An 18,505-nucleotide genomic window follows, 5' to 3' on the forward strand; every position below is an offset into this window, starting at 1 on the left:
AGCATACTCAATACAGGCATGATCATCAGAACAAACAAGCAGATTTTTACCCTTTACTTTAGGGGCAATATCTTCAAAAAAACGGACATAATCCGTTTGGTAGTCAGTGTTTCTGATATGGACAGCTGAGTAGGGTTTTTCAATCTTACTAAGACGATTGATAATTTCAACGGACACTTTTTTAGTGAATTTAAGCCGCTTTAGACATTCGCTAGATCTCTCGCCACCACCAGAATCTTCATGGATCAAAAGCCACCTTCTATGCCTTCGCCTTATACTGAAGTTTATTTTTCTCAGTGTGTATTTGCTGACGAATTTAAGCCGCCTTTCATTCCAGACAGCAAAATAATATCTCCCCTGTAGAAACAACCAAATGTCAATACGTTCTTTTCTTTTCATTTTTTTTGGCAATAAGAACGATGCGATATTTTTGAGCCAATCAGGCGCTTTATAAATAATAGCATCATCTCGTGGTTCAAAATAATTGGAAAAATCGTCAACTAAACCAGAATTATAAGAATCAAGAATAAGCTTTCGATTGTATTCGAGACAATAGCTCCAACAGCGTTCTATCTGACATAAAGTGTCATTTAAGCCACCCCGTGGCCGACACAGCACAACCTTTGGCAAATGCCTCTCTCCTACTTCAAACAATTAGACGAAATTAAGTAACATCAGCACGCAATAATCACCAGACATACTACCAAGCATTTCCAGCAGTCATTATCAGATTAGTTACCCAATTCCCAATTCATTAAATGCCCAAACCACACGCACTCAGATTGTGAATCTTCATACCTTCAGATGGATATGCGACTAGAGAAGACCAGCCTCATCTAAAACTTTACGGGCGGCGCGGAAACATTCAAGTGATTGTGGCACGCCGCAATAAATTCCTATGACGTGAATGATGGCACGGATCTCTTCTTTGGAAACGCCATTGTTAAGCGCGCCTTTGCAATGCAGTTCCCATTCCTGCATTTTGCCAAGCGCGCCGATCATGGAAAGATTCATCATTGAGCGCGTTTTAGCATCAATGACATCATCACCCCATCCAAAACCCCAACACCATGCCGTCATTGCCTCTTGAAAGGGGCGTGTAAAATCATCAGCAGCTGCCAGATTATTTTCCACATAGTCCGCACCGAGTGTTTGCTTGCGCTTTTCCAATCCTTTTAGAAAAAGATCTTCGTCAAATATAGTATCCATATCAGCTCGTCATCCCATATTATTTAGAGTGTTCTTCACATGAAAATAGGCATTAGGAACTTTTATCCATCTAGGGTCTAGCCTATCAAATTTTGGTATCATAGAGGCGCTATTCAGCGTAGATTATATCCGATAAAGTGTATCCAATATTTTGACGCGCCTTACCAAAAGGAACCTGATATGAATCAGCAATTGAATCAAAATGATATAAGCCATGTTGTCAAAGCTGATAAGGCCAATGTTTGGCATCATCTGACGCAGCATAAAAAGTTTGATGATGTTGATCCTTTAATTATTGTTGAGGGCAAAGGCATGCGGGTTTGGAACCAGGCAGGCCGCGAGCACCTGGATGCAGTATCGGGCGGTGTTTGGACAGTGAATGTTGGCTATGGCCGCGAGACCATTGCAAATGCAGTGCGTGATCAACTTGTTAAAATGAATTATTTTGCAGGCTCCATGGGCTCCATCCCTGGTGCTTTATTTGCTGAGCGTTTGATCGAAAAAATGCCGGGCATGAGCCGAGTTTATTATTCAAACTCCGGATCGGAAGCTAACGAAAAATGCTTCAAAATTGTTCGCCAAATTGCTCACAATAAATACGGCGGGAAGAAACACAAAATTCTCTATCGGCACCGCGACTATCATGGCACGACAATCGCCAATCTTTCAGCTTGTGGACAAGACGAACGTAAAGCACAATTTGGCCCCTTCACGCCCGGCTTCATTGAGGTGCCGCACTGTCTTGAATATCGCTCTCAATGGGGCGACGTGGACGACTATGGTATCCGCGCAGCAAACGCTATCGAAGAGGTAATTCTGCGCGAGGGTGCTGATACCGTAGGCGCTTTATGTCTTGAACCAATCACGGCAGGCGGCGGCGTAATTACGCCACCTGAAGGTTATTGGCAACGGGTTCAGGAAATTTGCCAAAAATACGATATATTGCTCCACATAGACGAAGTTGTTTGTGGCATGGGCCGCACCGGCACATGGTTCGGTCATCAGCATTACGGCATCAAACCAGATATGGTGACCATGGCAAAAGGTCTGGCCTCTGGCTATGCTGCGATTTCTTGTACCGTCACAACGGAAGAAGTCTTCGAGATGTTTAAAGCGGATCCCGACGACCCAATGAGTTACTTCCGTGATATTTCGACATTTGGCGGCTGTACAGCTGGCCCCGCTGCTGCCCTTGAAAATATGCGTATTCTTGAAGATGAGAAGCTTTTAGAAAACACTGTAGCGATGGGCGATTATCTTATGAATAAACTGGAAGGTCTTAAAGCTAAACATTCCATCATTGGTGATGTGCGCGGTAAAGGCTTATTCTGCGGCGCTGAACTGGTTGCTGATCGCGAAACCAAGGAGCCTGTCCATGAGAGCGTCTCAATGGCAATTATCGCGGAGTGCTTCAAGCATGATGCTGTGATTATCGGCGCAACGAACCGCTCTTTAAATGGCTTCAACAATACCTTGTGCCTCAGCCCTGCCCTTATCTGTACAAAGGATGATCTCGATGAGATTATTGAAAGTATTGATGGCGCCATCACACGGGTTACTGCCGCATAGATTCCACCCATAGATTGAAGCTTGAGAATGCCTGCATTTTTTGCTTCTTGAAAAGGTCAAATCCCATCAAATAGCCTTATTGCGATCATGCATAAGCCATATAATCATCATATTGATCGTTATATGGAGGGCTCTATTAAATAGTAATTATTTAAAAGGACAGCCCATTGAGAAAAATCACTTTAGCACTCGTTGCCCTCATGCTCACGATTGGGGCAAATACGGCGTTCGCAAAATCCACGATCGGCATTGCATCATTTTATTGGCAAGATCAAAAAACAGCCAATGGCGAACAATTCCGTAAACATGAGCTAACCGCAGCCCATCGCACCCTGCCTTTCGGCACATTGGTTCGTGTAACGCGGCTCAGCAATGGCAAGAAAGTGACCGTACGCATTAATGATCGTGGCCCCTTTGTTAAAGGCCGTATCATCGATCTATCTTTGGGTGCCGCAAATAAGATTGGCCTCAGCAAAAAGACCGGCCTGACAAAAGTGAAGATCGAGGTTGTTGGTAAAACAAAACGCCGCAAATAAAATCAAAGCCTTACATCAATTGATCAGAAAATAACCGTCTCGACGAGAGGGATGACTCAACTTGCGACGAGATCAGAGAGTTCTGATGCAGCTTGGCGTAAATGCGGCAAATGCTCACGCGAGCTTTCAATCGAAAGTCGTTGGGTTGGCGCATGAAATGACAATGTTGAAATCAGCCGCCCCAGATCATCTTTAATCGGCACTGCTATCGCTATCATGCCATCCATAAATTCTTCGTCATCTTCAGCATGCCCGCGCTCACGGGTGATTTGTGCTTCATCTTTGATGCGTGCAGGATCCGTGATTGTTCTATCTGTGCGCGCATCAAACCGTGATGCCAACAGATAACGTTTCAAGTGGCTATCTTGAAAAGTCGACAAATACATCTTACCGCTGGCGGTGCAATAAAACGGCACCTGCGTTCCAATCGGCAATTGAATCCGCAGTGGCCATTTTGTTTCAATACGATCAAGATAAATCATCGCCTGTCGCTCAGGCACAGCTATGTTGCAGGTCTCGCCTATCTGATCAGCAAGCCTTGTCAAAATAGCCACCCGCGCCGTTCTCATCCGCATGGACGACATAATATTCATCGACATTTTACGGCATCGCCGACCAACGGTATAGGTGCGACCATCCAATTCGCGCTGCAAAAAGCCCTCTGCCTCTAAAGTTGCAAAGAGCCTGTGTATTGTTGGTTTGGGAAGCCCAATTTCCGCATTAACGTCAGTAGGCGTAACAGGAACACCAGCCCGAGACACTACTTCTAACACTAACAACAATCTCAAATTAGTCGGAATTGTCTCTGTCTTACGATCTAATTCTGCAACACTCACAGCTTCTCATTACCTTTTTTTAAATCAATGTTTAGGCAACAAGATTGTAGCAAGCTCAGGTGTCAACGCAACAGTTATCCAGACAATTAGCAGCGCAACAAGATAAATCACACTAAACTTCAACAGTCGGAAATACGGAACCCCAGTTACACCACTGGCAACATAGAGATTCAAACCATAAGGCGGCGTAATAAACCCAATTGAAGCACCAACCAAAAAGATTACTGAGAAATGGATTGGATCAACACCGACAGAATGCGCAATTGGCGCAAGAATAGGGGCCAGAATAATAGTAACCGGAAGGCTTTCTAAAATCATACCAGCGACAAACACAATGCCCATGGCTGTAAACAAGACCGCATAATAACCACCCATGCTTGTAACAAAATTACCGATTGTCTCTTGAGCACCCAGCAATGACATAATCTGTTGCATAACAACAGAAACGGCAATCAAGGGAGCCAGAATACCTGTAATTTGAGCTGAACGCATTGTAATGCTCGGTATCTCTGTGAATTTAAAGCCTTCTACAACAAACATCTCGCCAAAGCTTTTATCAGCGATAGACCGGCTTTTATCACCAGAGCTAAGCAGCTTGTATAACGGCAAGCAAATAAGCCCTACAATGATACAAAACCCAACAGTCACGCCAGCAGCTTCGGTCGGTGAAAATTTACCTGTATAAATCCCCCAGAGAACCAAGCCGATGGCAAAGAAACCGAGCCAAGCACCGAAGCCCGTTTTCAAAACCCGTACAACATCAAAATCAATCAAATGACCCCAACCGTTGATGCGGCAAACAATCCAGCAAACAAACTGCATGGCGACCACCATCAAGATACCAGGAATGATCCCAGCAATGAAAAGATCCGAAATCGGCAAGTTCATTAAGAAGCCATAGACGATGAAGATAATGGATGGCGGGATGATAATACCAACAGTACCGCCTGCTGCAGCTGTCGCCGCAGAAAAGCGCTCATCATAGCCCCCCTTCACCATTTCAGGATGAAGCATAGAGCCGATTGTTGCAGTTGTTGCGGAATTGGACCCAGAGATCGCAGCAAAAAGACCGCAGGCCCCAATCGCGGCCATCGCCAGCCCCCCACGAAGCCAGCCGAGACAGGAATAAGCAAAATCAGACAATCGTCGCGCAATGCCTGAACGGTTAATCAAGTCACCTGTCAAAATGAAGAGCGGCATTGCTAAAAGAGCAAAACCTTTACTGAACACATTGGACAAAGCAGAACCAATGTTATCAAGCGGAAAACCGATGACAAAACTAGCGCATATAACCCAGTAACCGATCACCAAAAAGACGGGCACACCCAACATAAAGAAGACAGTAACACCCAGTGAAACAAGAGTTATTATTGTGCTATCGCTCATGCGTCACCCCCGATCACAGCACGCTCGATAAGTGGCGCACCACTCTTGTAATTATCAAAATCATCGAGAAGGTTCTTCAAAACCCGTCCAGCTAGTAGCATGAAAGCAATTGGCACCGAAGTAAGAAACCACCACTGCAATACATTGTCAGTCCCAAGAAGAATTTGGAAATTAGCCGCAGCATTCATAGTGATCCGCGTGGACGTAACAATAACAATCCAACAAAAGCCAAACCATAACAACGCATCCAAACAAAGACACGCGATTTGAGCTTTTCTTGGCATATTTGTTCTAAATTCAGTGAAGGCCAAATGGGTGCGCAACTTGACGTTATAAGCACAACCGAACCACGTCATAATAAGAAATAAGAATGGAGGCAGGGTCGTAGACCACGGTGCCTGCTCATTAAGAAGAAAACGCCGGAACACTTCAACAAAGATAATCCCAGCGATTAAAAGATAAGAATACACCATCACTGAACGTTCGAAATGGCGCTCAAGAAAAGGCACTTTTCGATATAACGTCAGTACCAAAAACGCGCCAGTCAGTGTCGCAAAAAAACCAACGAGCCATGCCCCAGGTTTGCGCGCTGCATCGAGCATTATAAATGAATCATTAGAAAAAAAAGCCGTAATAATCGCACCAGCTTCAGCCAATAGCGTTCCCATTAAATTCTCCCACCCAGACATAACAAGCGCTTCGAAGCGGCTGAAAACAGCCGCTTCGATTATAGTATAGTATATTAACCGCGCCACCAACGACGTGGTTCAACATTTTCTGCCAATGTATTTTCAGGAATCTCACGAGCAGCTTTTGCGATATCCGTATAGGTATCAATGCCGCCGGCCCAGCCGTTAAGGCGCTCACGCCACTGTTCCCACAATTTTGGTTGAGAATCGACAGAACACATATCTTTAGCAAGTTGGATCTGATCATCACCCAGTGTTGCCAAACGCACATCATTCTCTTTAAAGATCGTGCCATCAAGCTGTGGTGTTGAGAAACCAACCGTATTCACGAGAGCAGCTTCGTTTGCAGCCTGAACGTGAACCTGTGCGAGGTAAGATGATTCCATAATAGCATCTTGAAGGTGTGCTTCCATTGAATCAAACACTTTCGCAGACATAGACGTATGCTCAGTACCGCAGAAAAATTTAAGATCCACACACTGAGATACAACCGGTGACATATTCGCATAAGCAACCGCAGAAGCCCATGTTTCAGCACCATCGATAAGACCCTGCTTCAGGCCATCAAGTGTTTCAGACCAAGCAACTGGAACCGGGTTGAGGTTCATCGCTGTCATAGCAATACGGCCAAGCTGTGTACCTGTCACGCGGTTTTTCGTACCGAATAATTCTTCAAGTTTTGTGACTGTCGGTTTATCTGCAAAGCTTTGACCCAGCTGAATGCCGCGAAGTTCTGCATGTGAGAACAGGAATTTCAAACCGTGACGCTTTTCAAGCGGGTCACGAAGAATTCGCTGACTTTCTGGGTGATAAAGGAAATGATACTGCGCAGCACGACTTGGGAACATGTAAGCATAATCAAGAACATTGAGATAAGGTGCACCGCCCGCAGAATTCTGCGTAGAAGCTGCATACATATCCACAACGCCGAGTTGTGTTTTTTCAACGCAAGAAAGCTGACCACAAATGGCATTGTCGCCAATAAATTCAACAGCAATCTCACCCTCAGTGCGCTCTTCCAAGTCACGAGCAAACTCAAGACAACCAGCGCGTTCGATAAGAAGGTTACGCTGATTGAATCCAGCAGCACCGAATTTCAAAGTGTGCTTTGGTTTGTTTTTGTAACGTTTGTTGTAAGTAGTCTCCACCGCATTCGCGATTGAAGATAGGCTAACAGCACCACCAAGTGTGCCCGCAGCTAAAAGTGTAGACGTAATACCGTATTGACTGGTTAGTTTAAATAGATCGCGACGCGAAATCGCACCGAACTTGTCTAGGACTGACATGCTTTCCTCCCGTTATATTTTTCATAAGCCTCCATAATGAGACTTGAAGTCTCAAAAAAAGCACATTAATCTATTACTTGCAAGCATTCATAACGACATGGGCATAACCCCACGGAGAAAGTTCCATATGCACACTCTAGAAGCGGACTATATTATCGTTGGCGCAGGGTCTGCCGGCTGTGTTTTGGCTAACAGGTTAAGTGCCAATCCGAGAAATAGAGTAATTCTGCTTGAGGCGGGCCCAAGAGATTGGAACCCTTGGATCCATATACCAGTGGGATATTTCAAAACCATACACGATCCTTCTATCGACTGGTGTTATAAAACCGAACCAGACCCCGGCTTAAACGGGCGTTCAATCGAATGGCCGCGCGGAAAGGTTTTGGGTGGCTCATCATCATTAAACGGCCTTCTATATGTTCGCGGCCAAGCTCAAGATTACGACCGCTGGCAACAGATGGGCAACAAAGGCTGGGGTTGGGATAATGTTTTACCTTTGTTTAAACGCAGTGAGAACAACGAGCGCGGCGCAGATGAATACCACGGGAACAAAGGTCCCTTGTCTGTTTCAAACATGCGTATCCAGCGGCCTATTGTAGATTCATGGGTCGCCGCAGCACAAGCGGCAGGGTACAAATACAATCCAGATTACAATGGTGCCGATCAAGAAGGTGTTGGCTTTTTTCAATTGACGAGCCGAAATGGCCGCCGTTGCAGCGCTGCTGTTGCCTATCTTAATCCTGTTAAAAGCAGAGATAACCTGCAAATAATCACCAATGCGCAAGTAGAAAAAATCGTGATCGAAAACAAGCGCGCCACCGCTGTCACCTATAAAGATAAAAGCGGCAAGCTGCATAGGGTCCAGGCTAATCGTGAGATTATCCTGTCCGGCGGCTCTATTAATTCCCCTCAGCTTCTAATGCTGTCTGGCGTGGGAGAAGCCAAGCAATTAAAAGAGCATGGCATCAAGGTTGAGCATGACCTCAGCGGTGTAGGTAAAAACATGCAAGACCACCTACAAGCTCGTCTGGTTTATAAATGCAACGAGCCTACATTGAATGACGAGATCAACTCATTGTTTGGAAAAGCAAAAATCGGGTTGAAATATTTGATGTTTCGCGCAGGACCAATGACAATGGCGGCCAGCCTTGCCACGGGTTTCATGAAAACACGACCAGAATTAGAGACCCCTGATATTCAATTCCATGTCCAGCCGCTGTCTGCTGAAAACCCAGGGAAAGGAGCTGATAAGTTCTCCGCCTTCACAATGTCAGTTTGTCAGCTGCGCCCTGAAAGCCGAGGAGAAATCCGCCTCAAATCATCTGACCCTAAAGCCTATCCGAAAATTATTCCCAATTACCTTTCAACGGAAACTGATTGCCGAACAGCCGTTGCGGGCGTCAATATTGCGAGAAAAATTGCAAAACACGCGCCGCTTGATTCTAAAATTTCTGAAGAATTCCGGCCCCATTCTGATCTCGACATCAATGACTATGATGCGACATTAGATTGGGTGCGCAACAACACGGCGTCCATCTATCATCCTACAGGAACCTGCAAAATGGGTTCTGATAGTGCCGCAGTCGTTGACGCGCGCCTGCGCGTGCATGGTATTCAAGGTTTGCGTGTAGCAGATTGTTCAATCATGCCAGAAATTGTATCCGGCAACACCAATGCACCAGCAATCATGATTGGCGAAAAAGCGAGTGAACTTATACTTGAGGATCAAAAAAGCGTCTGACTTATAATCAATCGCCTCGATATTCAAAACAATTAGCCCCGTTCATATTCCAAAAAAAGCGCCCCTCCACACTGTGAAGGGGCGCTAGAATTATCGGTCTTGCTTGGCTTTTTTAGTTGACCAAAAGTATTTGAAGTTCTCTTGCAATAATATCTTGGAATGCAGTAGCAAGGTTTGCATTTGATGACGCCGAGTAATAGAAGGGGCCTTCGCCTACTACATATTCCGTTCCAGCCGGCACTTCTGTCGCACAATCTTCAAGCATTTGGTTCGCAGTATTTCCTGTGCCGAAGGCAATCGTATAAACCTGAATATTGTGATCTCTTTCTTTAGCTAAGTCACAAAACTCCAATGCGGCTCTTCTCGATTGTGTTCTTCGTTGTGTTGCAGCAGTGATAAACGACGTTCTATTTCTGCCATTTCTGATGATATCAGCATCCTGGAAAGCTGCATTAAACTCACCATCGGTCATAATAACAAGAACTTTACGAACATCCGTGTCACCATAATTAGCCGGCTTTGACTCTTCTGCCCAAAAATCTTGCCAATTCTCAGACAAAAGATTGAAGCCCCAATTGATACCCATATGACCGCCAGTTGCACCATCAGCAATCAAGCTATTGATATCAGCAATCAGATCATCACGATTATTTGTCAAAGGACGCAAAGGTGTTAGTGGGCAAGGATCGGTTCTAAAGCCTTGAATGTCACCGCCACCTCGGTCGCTAGGTGTTTCTAGCAATAAAATGCCGTCTGTTTCGTAGCGTCTGTTCGTATTAGAATTACCTTCTGAAGGAGCAACATCGCTATACGCATTAACGCCTTCACGCTCGGTCACACATTCATTGCGGGCAAAGCGGTCGCTTGTTGAATTAATACCAACAGCCTTTGTATGATAATCCTCGCCAATATTAACAGACGTCGCATAAGGCACCAAGCCAACGCGCACGCGATCATCATTGAGACCCGGTCTCCCGTCCAAACCTGCTGGCAAAAGAATATTCAAACTATTGAGCATCGATTCCTGCAATGCTTCAAGTCTTGTATCAGTCTCACCTGGCAGTCGACTACCCATTGAACCGGTCACATCCAATACAAAGGAAAATTCAATATTTTCAGTCGCTCCTGGAGCTCCAGAGAAAGCGGCTGTAGAATCAAGCGGCGCATTAAAATGACGTAAACCATACAGCCCAGCAAAAAGAGTTGGAACGTTAAGATCAACTGTAGTGCTGATACTCGAAGTATCCGGATCCACTTGGACAGCAAAATTGCTCACATCAAGAGTACCACCAGTGCCATCGGCCTCAACACCGTAGCTGCTCATATTAAGTGTAAAGAATTCCAAGGCTCGCGCCTCAACCTCGTGAGGTTCAATCTCACCACGTGAAATTCCACCAGCAACTGCTAAGCTTGCGCTATCCAATGCCTGTGTTGTGGCCTGACGCGCCTCTCTATATATGGAATAATCAACAGCGCCCCCAATGGCGGCCGTAAAAAACGGCACTGACGCCGCAGCAAGAATAGCCATATTCCCGCTCCGATTTCCAATAAAGCTTTTGAGGTATGATTTAAAAAGATTAGACATTAGAGAGTCTCCAAAAAAAGCATCAACATGAATACAATAAAACATGCTCTAATATAAATTTCAATTGAATTGCTTTTTACTAGTTATCTATTTTATTCATTAAATATTATAAATATTCATATATATTTTACTTATCATTAACCATAATATAGAATTAATATTCTATAAACTATTACATAGAGTTCATATGGAATTCTACAAACTAAATATAATATATTGCAACTAAATATAGCCGAGCTAAATCAAAAAATGAGATTGATAAATGTTTAAACCCATCTTGCATAAGAAAAAAATCAACAGTTTTGCCAAAGATGATAGAGGATCATTTGCTATACTCTTTGGACTTTTGGCTGTTATCACGATCTTCACGGCCGGCGCTGGTATAGACTACACCCTCGCTATTAACGAGCAAAATCGCATTCAAAAAGCCGTTGATGCTGCGGTTCTTTCAGGCGCAGCACAAAGCCAAAATCTGCTGACCGACGATGAAATTGAACAAGCCGCTTTAGAAGCTTTCAACATCAATTATCAAACATCTCAAGGAGCAACAATTAGCCCTCCTCCTCAATTTAATTATAATCCGACCACAAGACAACTTATCGGAACAGTGACAGGAAATATAGAAACCACATTGACGAAAGTTCTAGGCTTCCAAACAATTGATCTTCGCGCAGACGCAACAGCACAACTTGGTATTGTTCAGGTAGAATATGTTCTGGCAATAGACCAATCTGGCTCGATGCGAAGCAACGGTAGGCAAGATGCATTAGAAGACGGTTTGCAAACATTTGGCAACGTTCTAGCAAACAGCCTTCAGTTTGGAAGTGAGGCATATATCGGAGTTGTGCCATGGCAAACGACGGTCAACATTGGACCACAAAGACGAAGCGCAGTATTTGGACTCGACAGACCTCAAACTAGCGGATTGATAACACCTCTGAATAATAATGCAGACGACCCTAATAATCTTGAATTTTCCGCGAGTACTCGGCGTGAAAACGTTTTACGTGCTCTTTCTACCTTCAACTTCAATACACAAGGGTATAGCGGATATGACAGCAACACCACGCTAGCCGAATTGGACGCCACTACTTTTAATGGCCCGACACAAGGCTCCCCAAACATCAATCCGTCAGATTATCCGGATTTATCATGGCGTGGTTGTGTTATGGCCCGTGATGTTGATGCGACTTTCGATATTGATCCAAATCAAAACATGGCTGATTATGCGGATACGGATGCCAGCGCCAATCTAGCAGCACCACTAAGCGTCTTGAGAACTCCTGATACAGACGATGACAAGTTTAGAGTCTTCTATCAACCGCCGGGCTGGGGTACAAACGGGCTAGTGAACAACTGGCTGCCATTTGGCAATGATACCGAAACTCAAGACTCATCAACAAGAAATCCAAATCTTGGCTGCATTCGTCAAGAAATGAGTTATTTGAAAAGCCTTGCATCTGGTTCAAATAACATTCTGTCCGCTACGATCGCTGGGCTAGATCCAGACGATGATGTATCGGCTCACACAGATACGAGCCTTGGCATGCTTTGGGCTTTGCGAATGCTTGACCCGGCATGGCGTTCATTTTGGGACGACCCAGCACTACCAGCACTACCAGCTGACGTGCCGGCTTCTCTAACATCAGCTGACCCTGTGAGAAAAGTCATTATCCTACTCACAGATGGCCGCAATGGCATCGGCAGCAACACTTTGCCTGAAACTCGCTCAGCCTATGGGGATGCAAGTGAGACACTAGATTCAAGCTTGACCGTCAATAATGGCACAACACGTAATCGAGCAACCGATATATTGAATCTGCGAACATTAAAGCTTTGCCAGCTTGCAAAAAATAGAGGAATTGAAGTCTACACAATAGGCCTCGATTTAAATTCTGGAAATTCAAATATTCAAGAATCGGTTGATATGCTCGATCATTGCGCAAGCGAGCCGAACGCCATCGTTCCTGACTATTCAATTCTTGCAACGCCGACAAATCTAGAGGCTGCTTTCTCCTCAATTGCAAGACAAGATGCACAAGTTCTTCTGACGGAGTAAAATCAAGATAAACAAAAAATCCCCCTGTGATCTATGATCGCAGGGGGATTTTATTTTCACTAAGCGAAAAACAGAAATATCAACTCGTTTTATTCTGCCTGTTCTCAATCAGGTCATCCACGACCGACGGATCAGCCAGCGTTGATGTATCGCCAAGACTTCCAAAATCATCCTCAGCAATTTTACGCAAAATACGCCGCATGATTTTGCCTGAACGTGTCTTTGGCAAACCTGGCGCAAATTGGATCGCATCCGGTGAGGCAATAGGTCCGATCTCTGAGCGCACATGATTGCGCAGCTCTTTTTTCAAGTCATCGCTTGACTCAACACCTGCCATCAAAGTGACATAGCAATAGATGCCCTGCCCTTTGATATCATGCGGATAACCAACAACGGCACTCTCTGACACAGCCGCATGCGCCACAAGAGCACTTTCAACTTCAGCGGTTCCCATGCGGTGGCCTGACACATTGATCACATCATCCACACGACCAGTAATCCAATAATAGCCATCCTCATCGCGCTTGCAGCCGTCACCGGTGAAATACTTACCTTTATAGGTTGAGAAATATGTCTGCACAAAACGCTCATGATCACCATAAACCGTGCGCATCTGACCTGGCCATGAATCCGTGACACACAAATTACCTGACACCGCCCCTTCTAGAGAGGCTCCTTCATTATCAACCAACTCAAGCTGAACCCCGAAAAACGGGAAGGTAGCAGAACCTGGCTTCAAATCGGTCGCGCCGGGCAATGGTGTAATCATATGGCCACCTGTTTCCGTTTGCCAGAATGTATCGACAATCGGACAGCGCTCATCACCGACCACTTTATAATACCATTCCCACGCTTCTGGATTAATCGGCTCACCGACAGAACCCAAAATCCGCAAAGAAGACCGCGATGTGGATTTAACAGGTTCATCGCCGCCCTGCATCAAGGCACGGATCGCGGTCGGCGCTGTGTAGAACTGATTGACCTGATGTTTGTCACAAACCTCCCAAAACCGCGCATTAGTCGGATAATTAGGCACACCTTCAAACATCAAAGTGACGGCACCGTTCGCAAGCGGTCCATAAACGATGTAAGAGTGACCCGTCACCCAGCCCACATCGGCCGTGCACCAATAAATATCACCATCTTTATAATCAAACACATATTCATGGGTCATCGCGGCCCAGACGAGATAGCCGCCTGTAGTATGCAAAACCCCTTTTGGTTTGCCCGTTGATCCTGAGGTATAAAGAATGAAAAGCGGATCTTCCGCGTTCATTTCTTCTGGCGGACACTCTGTTGAAGCCGCAGCCGTTACTTCATGGTACCAAACATCACGACCTGCTTCCCAGTTGACGGCACCTTTGGTCCGCTCGACAACAAAAACAGTATCAACTTTGTGGCCTTCTTTTCCTGCAATCGAAATTGCATCATCAACATTCTGCTTCAACGGAATAGATTTGCCACCACGAAGTCCCTCGTCGGCGGTAATGATGACGGTCGATTCACAGCCGACAAGCCGATCAGCCAAAGCATCTGGCGAGAACCCGCCAAAAACAATAGAATGCACAGCACCAATGCGCGTACACGCAAGCATCGCATAAGCCGCTTCAGGAATCATCGGCATATAAAGCGTAACACGGTCGCCTTTTTTAACCCCTTGAGCCTTCATCGCATTGGATAAGCGGCACACATGTTCATGAAGCTCGTTATAGGTGATATGCGCATCATCCGCTGGGTCATCGCCTTCCCAGATGATGGCTGTCTGATTGCCACGCGTTGCCAAATGACGGTCGATACAATTGGCCGAGACATTCAAGGTGCCATCTTCAAACCATTTAATAGACACATCAGGATAGTCAAAATTCGTATTTTTCACCTTTGTAAAAGGCTTGATCCAATCCAAGCGCTTGCCATGCTCGCCCCAAAAAGCATCAGGATTATTGACACTTTCGGCATACATCGCCTCATAGCGCTCTTTATTAACATGAGCACTGGCAGCCAACTCATCGCTGACCGGATAAATAACTTCAGACATAAATTCCTCCTCGATATCACGCCAATTTGTTGCGCGATCCCTTTTAATTCAAGCTGACCATAATCCCACAAAATCGATGCGTCCATTAGACTATGATAGAAAGAAAGCAACGAGGGCTCGTATGCTGCATGTTTACCAACTCTTAATCAACAAAACCAAATCCGGTATAAACCTTAACAAAATCACACAAATTTTAACTATTTAAGCCCCATATGAGAGGCTTCGTTTTCTTGAAGTTTTGCGGCCAATCATTATGAGTTTTCGCGCGTTTAAATCAATCGGCCTTATGCTTGTCACAGCGATTTTTCTCGCTGGCTGCGCAAAAGTGCCTGTCGTCAATCTGTTGCTTGCGGGCAAAAAGGACGTACATTACAACGACACAAAATCATGTGTTCCTTTGCGGTTAAAACGCGTTATCAATCATACCTCGCGTAAATTTGGAAAAGTGACGGTGAATTCCACCAAACGCGAAGTCGCAGAGAACCGTCGCAAGGGCGGAGCAAAAAATTCATATCATTTACGTTGTCAGGCTGTTGATTTTACTGTGAAGGGCAAACCCGCAAAAATTAAAAAATTCCTGAAAAACCACAAAAGTGTGGGCGGTTACAGCTCCTATATCAACCACTACCACATTGACACAGGCCCACGCCGTACTTGGTAGTGTATAAAAACACTGAATCTAGATATAAAGTCGCATAACTTCTTATCTATCATGTTATTTGTTACAAATAACAAAAGGTAGAACATGCGAAGCCAGACAAAACTCCCTCAACACCAATTTAGACAACAAGTGCTGGATGAAATCCATACCCGCCCGTTTGAGCCTGTCCGCTCGCCAAGCACCATATTAAAATATGTATTTTGGATCACACCAGAAATCGATGCAATCGCCACGTTGAATAACTGGTGTAACGCCCGCAATCTAAAAAAACCGGATGACGGCGAGCGAAGGCATCTGTGGAGTGATGGATCAGCTCAGCTTATCTTTGAAGCACACACGGAGTTTGTGACATTAACCTGGATAGGAGACAGCAAACACATACCAGAATCCGATCCCTTTTCCGTGTTCGGTGGACCGGCACCTGTTATGGGATTGCTCATCAATGCTGTGCGCATTGATATTCGAAAATTCGGTGAAAAAGATGGCGACGCAGATGATACGGGCACGCTGGACCTTCACGATTTTAATCCAAACTCTTTATGTGTTTCAAAATGTATGAACGGCAAAGCCCAAGTAGCGAGTGATTTCCGTCAAGACGAATTCGGCCTGACACGATTTTTAATCATCGATATGGGTATGCGGGCCATCATCTGTGGCGCATTGGTGCGCCGGTTAAGTGAGATCGAAACCTACCGTGCAGTTGCGCTTCTTGGTCTGCCTGAGGCCCAGCGGGCAGGACCAATAGTCAATAGCTTGGAAAAAGAGTTAGGCGAGATATTCACTGAACTCAACACAAAGAAAACAACGCAAGAAAACCAAAATATACTCAATCAACTCTATCGCATTGCTATGGACCTTGAAACCTTGACAATTGACAGTCAATTTCGCTTTGCCGCAAGCCGTGCCTACCATGGTATTGTTGAAAAAAGATTGGAAGCAATCGGCGAAGAAGATCATCTTGATTATGTGACCTTAAAAACATTCCTACTCAAACGAACAACACCCGCCATCCAAACCTGCGACGCGATTGAACAACGTCAAAATGCTCTAGCCGAGAAAATTACCCGCGCTTCAGATCTTTTAAGGACACAGCTTGATCTCGATCTTCAAGCCCAAAATCAAGGGCTATTAAAAGCACTGAATGAACGATCAGAAATGCAATACCGGTTGCAACAAACCGTTGAAGGCCTCTCTGTGGTCGCCATCAGTTATTATGCCGTCAGCCTTTTATATTATATCTTCAAAGGCGTTGCCGCCCCATTAGGCTTGTCGACAAACATGTTAGTCGCTTTATCGGTTCCCGTTATCGCTGCCCTTGTCTGGTTTGCTATCCGGCGCATTCAAAAAGGGCATCACGATTAACGCTATTCATAGGCGCTAAGAAACAACTTCGGGGCGCTAAGAAGCGCTCATTGTCTTGTCTCTTCCCGTCCCGCGTTTTGAAGTTGTTGCCATCCCAATCACAAAGGCACCGCAACCAATCAACAAAGCACCGGCAGATAGCACCAGAAGTTTCGCATATTTATGCTCAACACCGGTCAACGGACCGACCCAATTTGAGTACCCCGAAGACTCGGTAAAATAGAGTGCAGCTGCAAGCATAGCTGTGAAAAATGCGACCAGATAACTCCACACCGGTACATCGGTGCGCCCCATCCATAATGAAAAGAAAATCACAGGCGCAAGAAACATCGACGCTGTTCCAGACACGGCTACCGCAGAAAATAAATCCTTCGATCCATAGAACACCATCAACAAACCGCCAATTAAAAACGCCGTCATAGCAAGACGCCCATTCTTAACCGTTTGCTCGCCAAGTTTCATGTCGACAATGGTCAATTTTGCCGTGCTCGAAAATGTAGAGTCGAGCGTCGACATACACGAGATAACAAGCGCAATATTGAACAAAACCATTGGCCATTCACCAATCAGGCGAGGCAATACAGCAAGAAAACCTTCATCACCAACCTTTTCTAAGCCCGCCCAAACACCGATTAAACCAAAAGCCAAAATACAAAGAACAGAAATCCAACCTGCATGATAAAAACTCGCGATCGTGGTTTTCCGATCTGCTATAAATCCGCGATCCATCATGACAGGATCATGCATTGGATAACTCCATACTTGAAGCAGGGCTACCGCCAAAAGCACCCAGCCCGGATTATCGCGCTCAGGTGTTGAGGCCATGATGGCACTCATATCAAAGCTACCAGTCGCAAAAACCATCGCCAATAAGACGCCCAAAACCGCCAAGAAAAATGCCATTTGGAAAAGGTCGGTTTTGATAGAAGCGTTCAACCCACCGAGTAACGAATACCCAAGCGCCACAGCACCAACAAGTAGGATAGATACAGTATAAGCAAGCGTTCCATCCGCGCCAAAAAGAAGGCCTATCACCAAAAGATTAGCAAAAATCTCGGAAAGCAAACGAACACCAACCACGAAATTATAACTCGTTGTGCCCGCGATACCGAACCGGTCAGATAAGAAGGCCTGCACACTGCTATAGCCATGGCGAAATCTAAGGCTCTGGATGATCCATGCGCCCGTTAGGAAAGATAGATAATAAGCGGCATAAGCAAGCGCACCGCCAATACCGTAGAAAAACCCAAGGATTGCCGCATTCATTATAGAACGGGCAAAAATCCATGTGGTGACCTGAGAGAATGTGAGTGCCAACAGCCCCGGCGGTTGATTGGCGTCATCGTGCCCCATAAAAAATGACCCGACATTGCGTGCTCGAGGACTAAGATACAGACTAAAAAGGGCAATAGCGCTGGTAACGCAAATGAGAATGATCGTTTGGGTATTCATGTAACCTCTAAGGCAGAATTCTACATTAATATCATAATTGCCAAAGCTGCACTGAATACACAATTAACAAACTTTTGATGACTTAAAAATATGGCTTAC

15 protein-coding genes are annotated in these 18,505 nt (G+C 45.3%); 6 read left to right on the forward strand and 9 right to left on the reverse strand.

The annotated features are described in order from the left end of the window. Both ABJ081_00005 and ABJ081_00010 read right to left on the reverse strand, forming a co-directional pair. Positions 1-630 (reverse strand): hypothetical protein (locus tag ABJ081_00005; protein ID MEP6355049.1); only part of this gene is annotated, 630 nt, incomplete at its 3' end. Positions 631-816: 186 nt separating this feature from the next. Continuing rightward, the gene (locus tag ABJ081_00010; protein MEP6355050.1) at positions 817-1,209 is read right to left on the reverse strand and encodes a carboxymuconolactone decarboxylase family protein; all 393 of its coding nucleotides are present in this window, start codon (positions 1,207-1,209) and stop codon (positions 817-819) included. Positions 1,210-1,389: 180 nt separating this feature from the next. Here ABJ081_00010 and ABJ081_00015 point away from each other — a divergent pair, with 180 nt between their 5' ends. Beyond that, positions 1,390-2,778, forward strand: a complete 1,389-nt coding sequence (locus tag ABJ081_00015; protein MEP6355051.1) for an aminotransferase class III-fold pyridoxal phosphate-dependent enzyme — start codon at positions 1,390-1,392, stop codon at positions 2,776-2,778. Between the two features lie 167 nt (positions 2,779-2,945). Further along, positions 2,946-3,314 (forward strand): septal ring lytic transglycosylase RlpA family protein, encoded by a 369-nt coding sequence (locus tag ABJ081_00020; GenBank protein MEP6355052.1) that lies wholly within the window; start codon positions 2,946-2,948, stop codon positions 3,312-3,314. A gap of 56 nt (positions 3,315-3,370) precedes the next feature. On the opposite strand, the gene ABJ081_00025 is transcribed toward ABJ081_00020, so the two are convergent. From ABJ081_00025 to ABJ081_00040, 4 genes are all read right to left on the reverse strand, one after another. After that, positions 3,371-4,150 (reverse strand): IclR family transcriptional regulator, encoded by a 780-nt coding sequence (locus ABJ081_00025; protein MEP6355053.1) that lies wholly within the window; start codon positions 4,148-4,150, stop codon positions 3,371-3,373. 24 nt (positions 4,151-4,174) lie between these two features. After that, entirely contained in the window at positions 4,175-5,536 is a 1,362-nt protein-coding gene (locus tag ABJ081_00030) for a TRAP transporter large permease (protein ID MEP6355054.1), read from the reverse strand. Further along, positions 5,533-6,204, reverse strand: a complete 672-nt coding sequence (locus tag ABJ081_00035; protein ID MEP6355055.1) for a TRAP transporter small permease subunit — start codon at positions 6,202-6,204, stop codon at positions 5,533-5,535. The genes ABJ081_00030 and ABJ081_00035 overlap by 4 nt, the downstream gene beginning before the upstream one ends. Positions 6,205-6,278: 74 nt before the next feature. Further along, positions 6,279-7,511, reverse strand: coding sequence for a TRAP transporter substrate-binding protein (locus ABJ081_00040; protein MEP6355056.1), 1,233 nt, complete (start codon positions 7,509-7,511; stop codon positions 6,279-6,281). 127 nt (positions 7,512-7,638) lie between these two features. Here ABJ081_00040 and ABJ081_00045 point away from each other — a divergent pair, with 127 nt between their 5' ends. Then, positions 7,639-9,252, forward strand: a complete 1,614-nt coding sequence (locus ABJ081_00045) for a choline dehydrogenase (protein ID MEP6355057.1) — start codon at positions 7,639-7,641, stop codon at positions 9,250-9,252. Between the two features lie 112 nt (positions 9,253-9,364). Here the strand turns inward: ABJ081_00045 and ABJ081_00050 are convergent, their stop codons facing one another. Then, the gene (locus tag ABJ081_00050) at positions 9,365-10,780 is read right to left on the reverse strand and encodes a hypothetical protein (GenBank protein MEP6355058.1); all 1,416 of its coding nucleotides are present in this window, start codon (positions 10,778-10,780) and stop codon (positions 9,365-9,367) included. A gap of 319 nt (positions 10,781-11,099) precedes the next feature. Between ABJ081_00050 and ABJ081_00055 the strand changes: the two genes are divergently transcribed. After that, positions 11,100-12,896 (forward strand): TadE/TadG family type IV pilus assembly protein, encoded by a 1,797-nt coding sequence (locus ABJ081_00055; protein ID MEP6355059.1) that lies wholly within the window; start codon positions 11,100-11,102, stop codon positions 12,894-12,896. A gap of 79 nt (positions 12,897-12,975) precedes the next feature. On the opposite strand, the gene acs is transcribed toward ABJ081_00055, so the two are convergent. After that, the gene (gene acs / locus ABJ081_00060; GenBank protein ID MEP6355060.1) at positions 12,976-14,931 is read right to left on the reverse strand and encodes an acetate--CoA ligase; all 1,956 of its coding nucleotides are present in this window, start codon (positions 14,929-14,931) and stop codon (positions 12,976-12,978) included. A 253-nt stretch (positions 14,932-15,184) separates the two neighbouring features. Here acs and ABJ081_00065 point away from each other — a divergent pair, with 253 nt between their 5' ends. Both ABJ081_00065 and ABJ081_00070 read left to right on the forward strand, forming a co-directional pair. Continuing rightward, positions 15,185-15,592 (forward strand): D-Ala-D-Ala carboxypeptidase family metallohydrolase, encoded by a 408-nt coding sequence (locus ABJ081_00065; GenBank protein ID MEP6355061.1) that lies wholly within the window; start codon positions 15,185-15,187, stop codon positions 15,590-15,592. 84 nt (positions 15,593-15,676) lie between these two features. Next, positions 15,677-16,954 (forward strand): DUF3422 domain-containing protein, encoded by a 1,278-nt coding sequence (locus ABJ081_00070; GenBank protein ID MEP6355062.1) that lies wholly within the window; start codon positions 15,677-15,679, stop codon positions 16,952-16,954. A gap of 36 nt (positions 16,955-16,990) precedes the next feature. Here ABJ081_00070 and ABJ081_00075 read toward each other — a convergent pair whose 3' ends face one another. Then, positions 16,991-18,307: a hypothetical protein gene (locus ABJ081_00075; GenBank protein ID MEP6355063.1), complete on the reverse strand. Its 1,317-nt coding sequence runs from the start codon at positions 18,305-18,307 to the stop codon at positions 16,991-16,993. Between the last annotated feature and the right edge of the window lie 198 nt (positions 18,308-18,505).

The organism is Hyphomicrobiales bacterium (assembly GCA_039989895.1).
Classification (GTDB): domain Bacteria; phylum Pseudomonadota; class Alphaproteobacteria; order Rhizobiales; family JACESI01; genus JACESI01.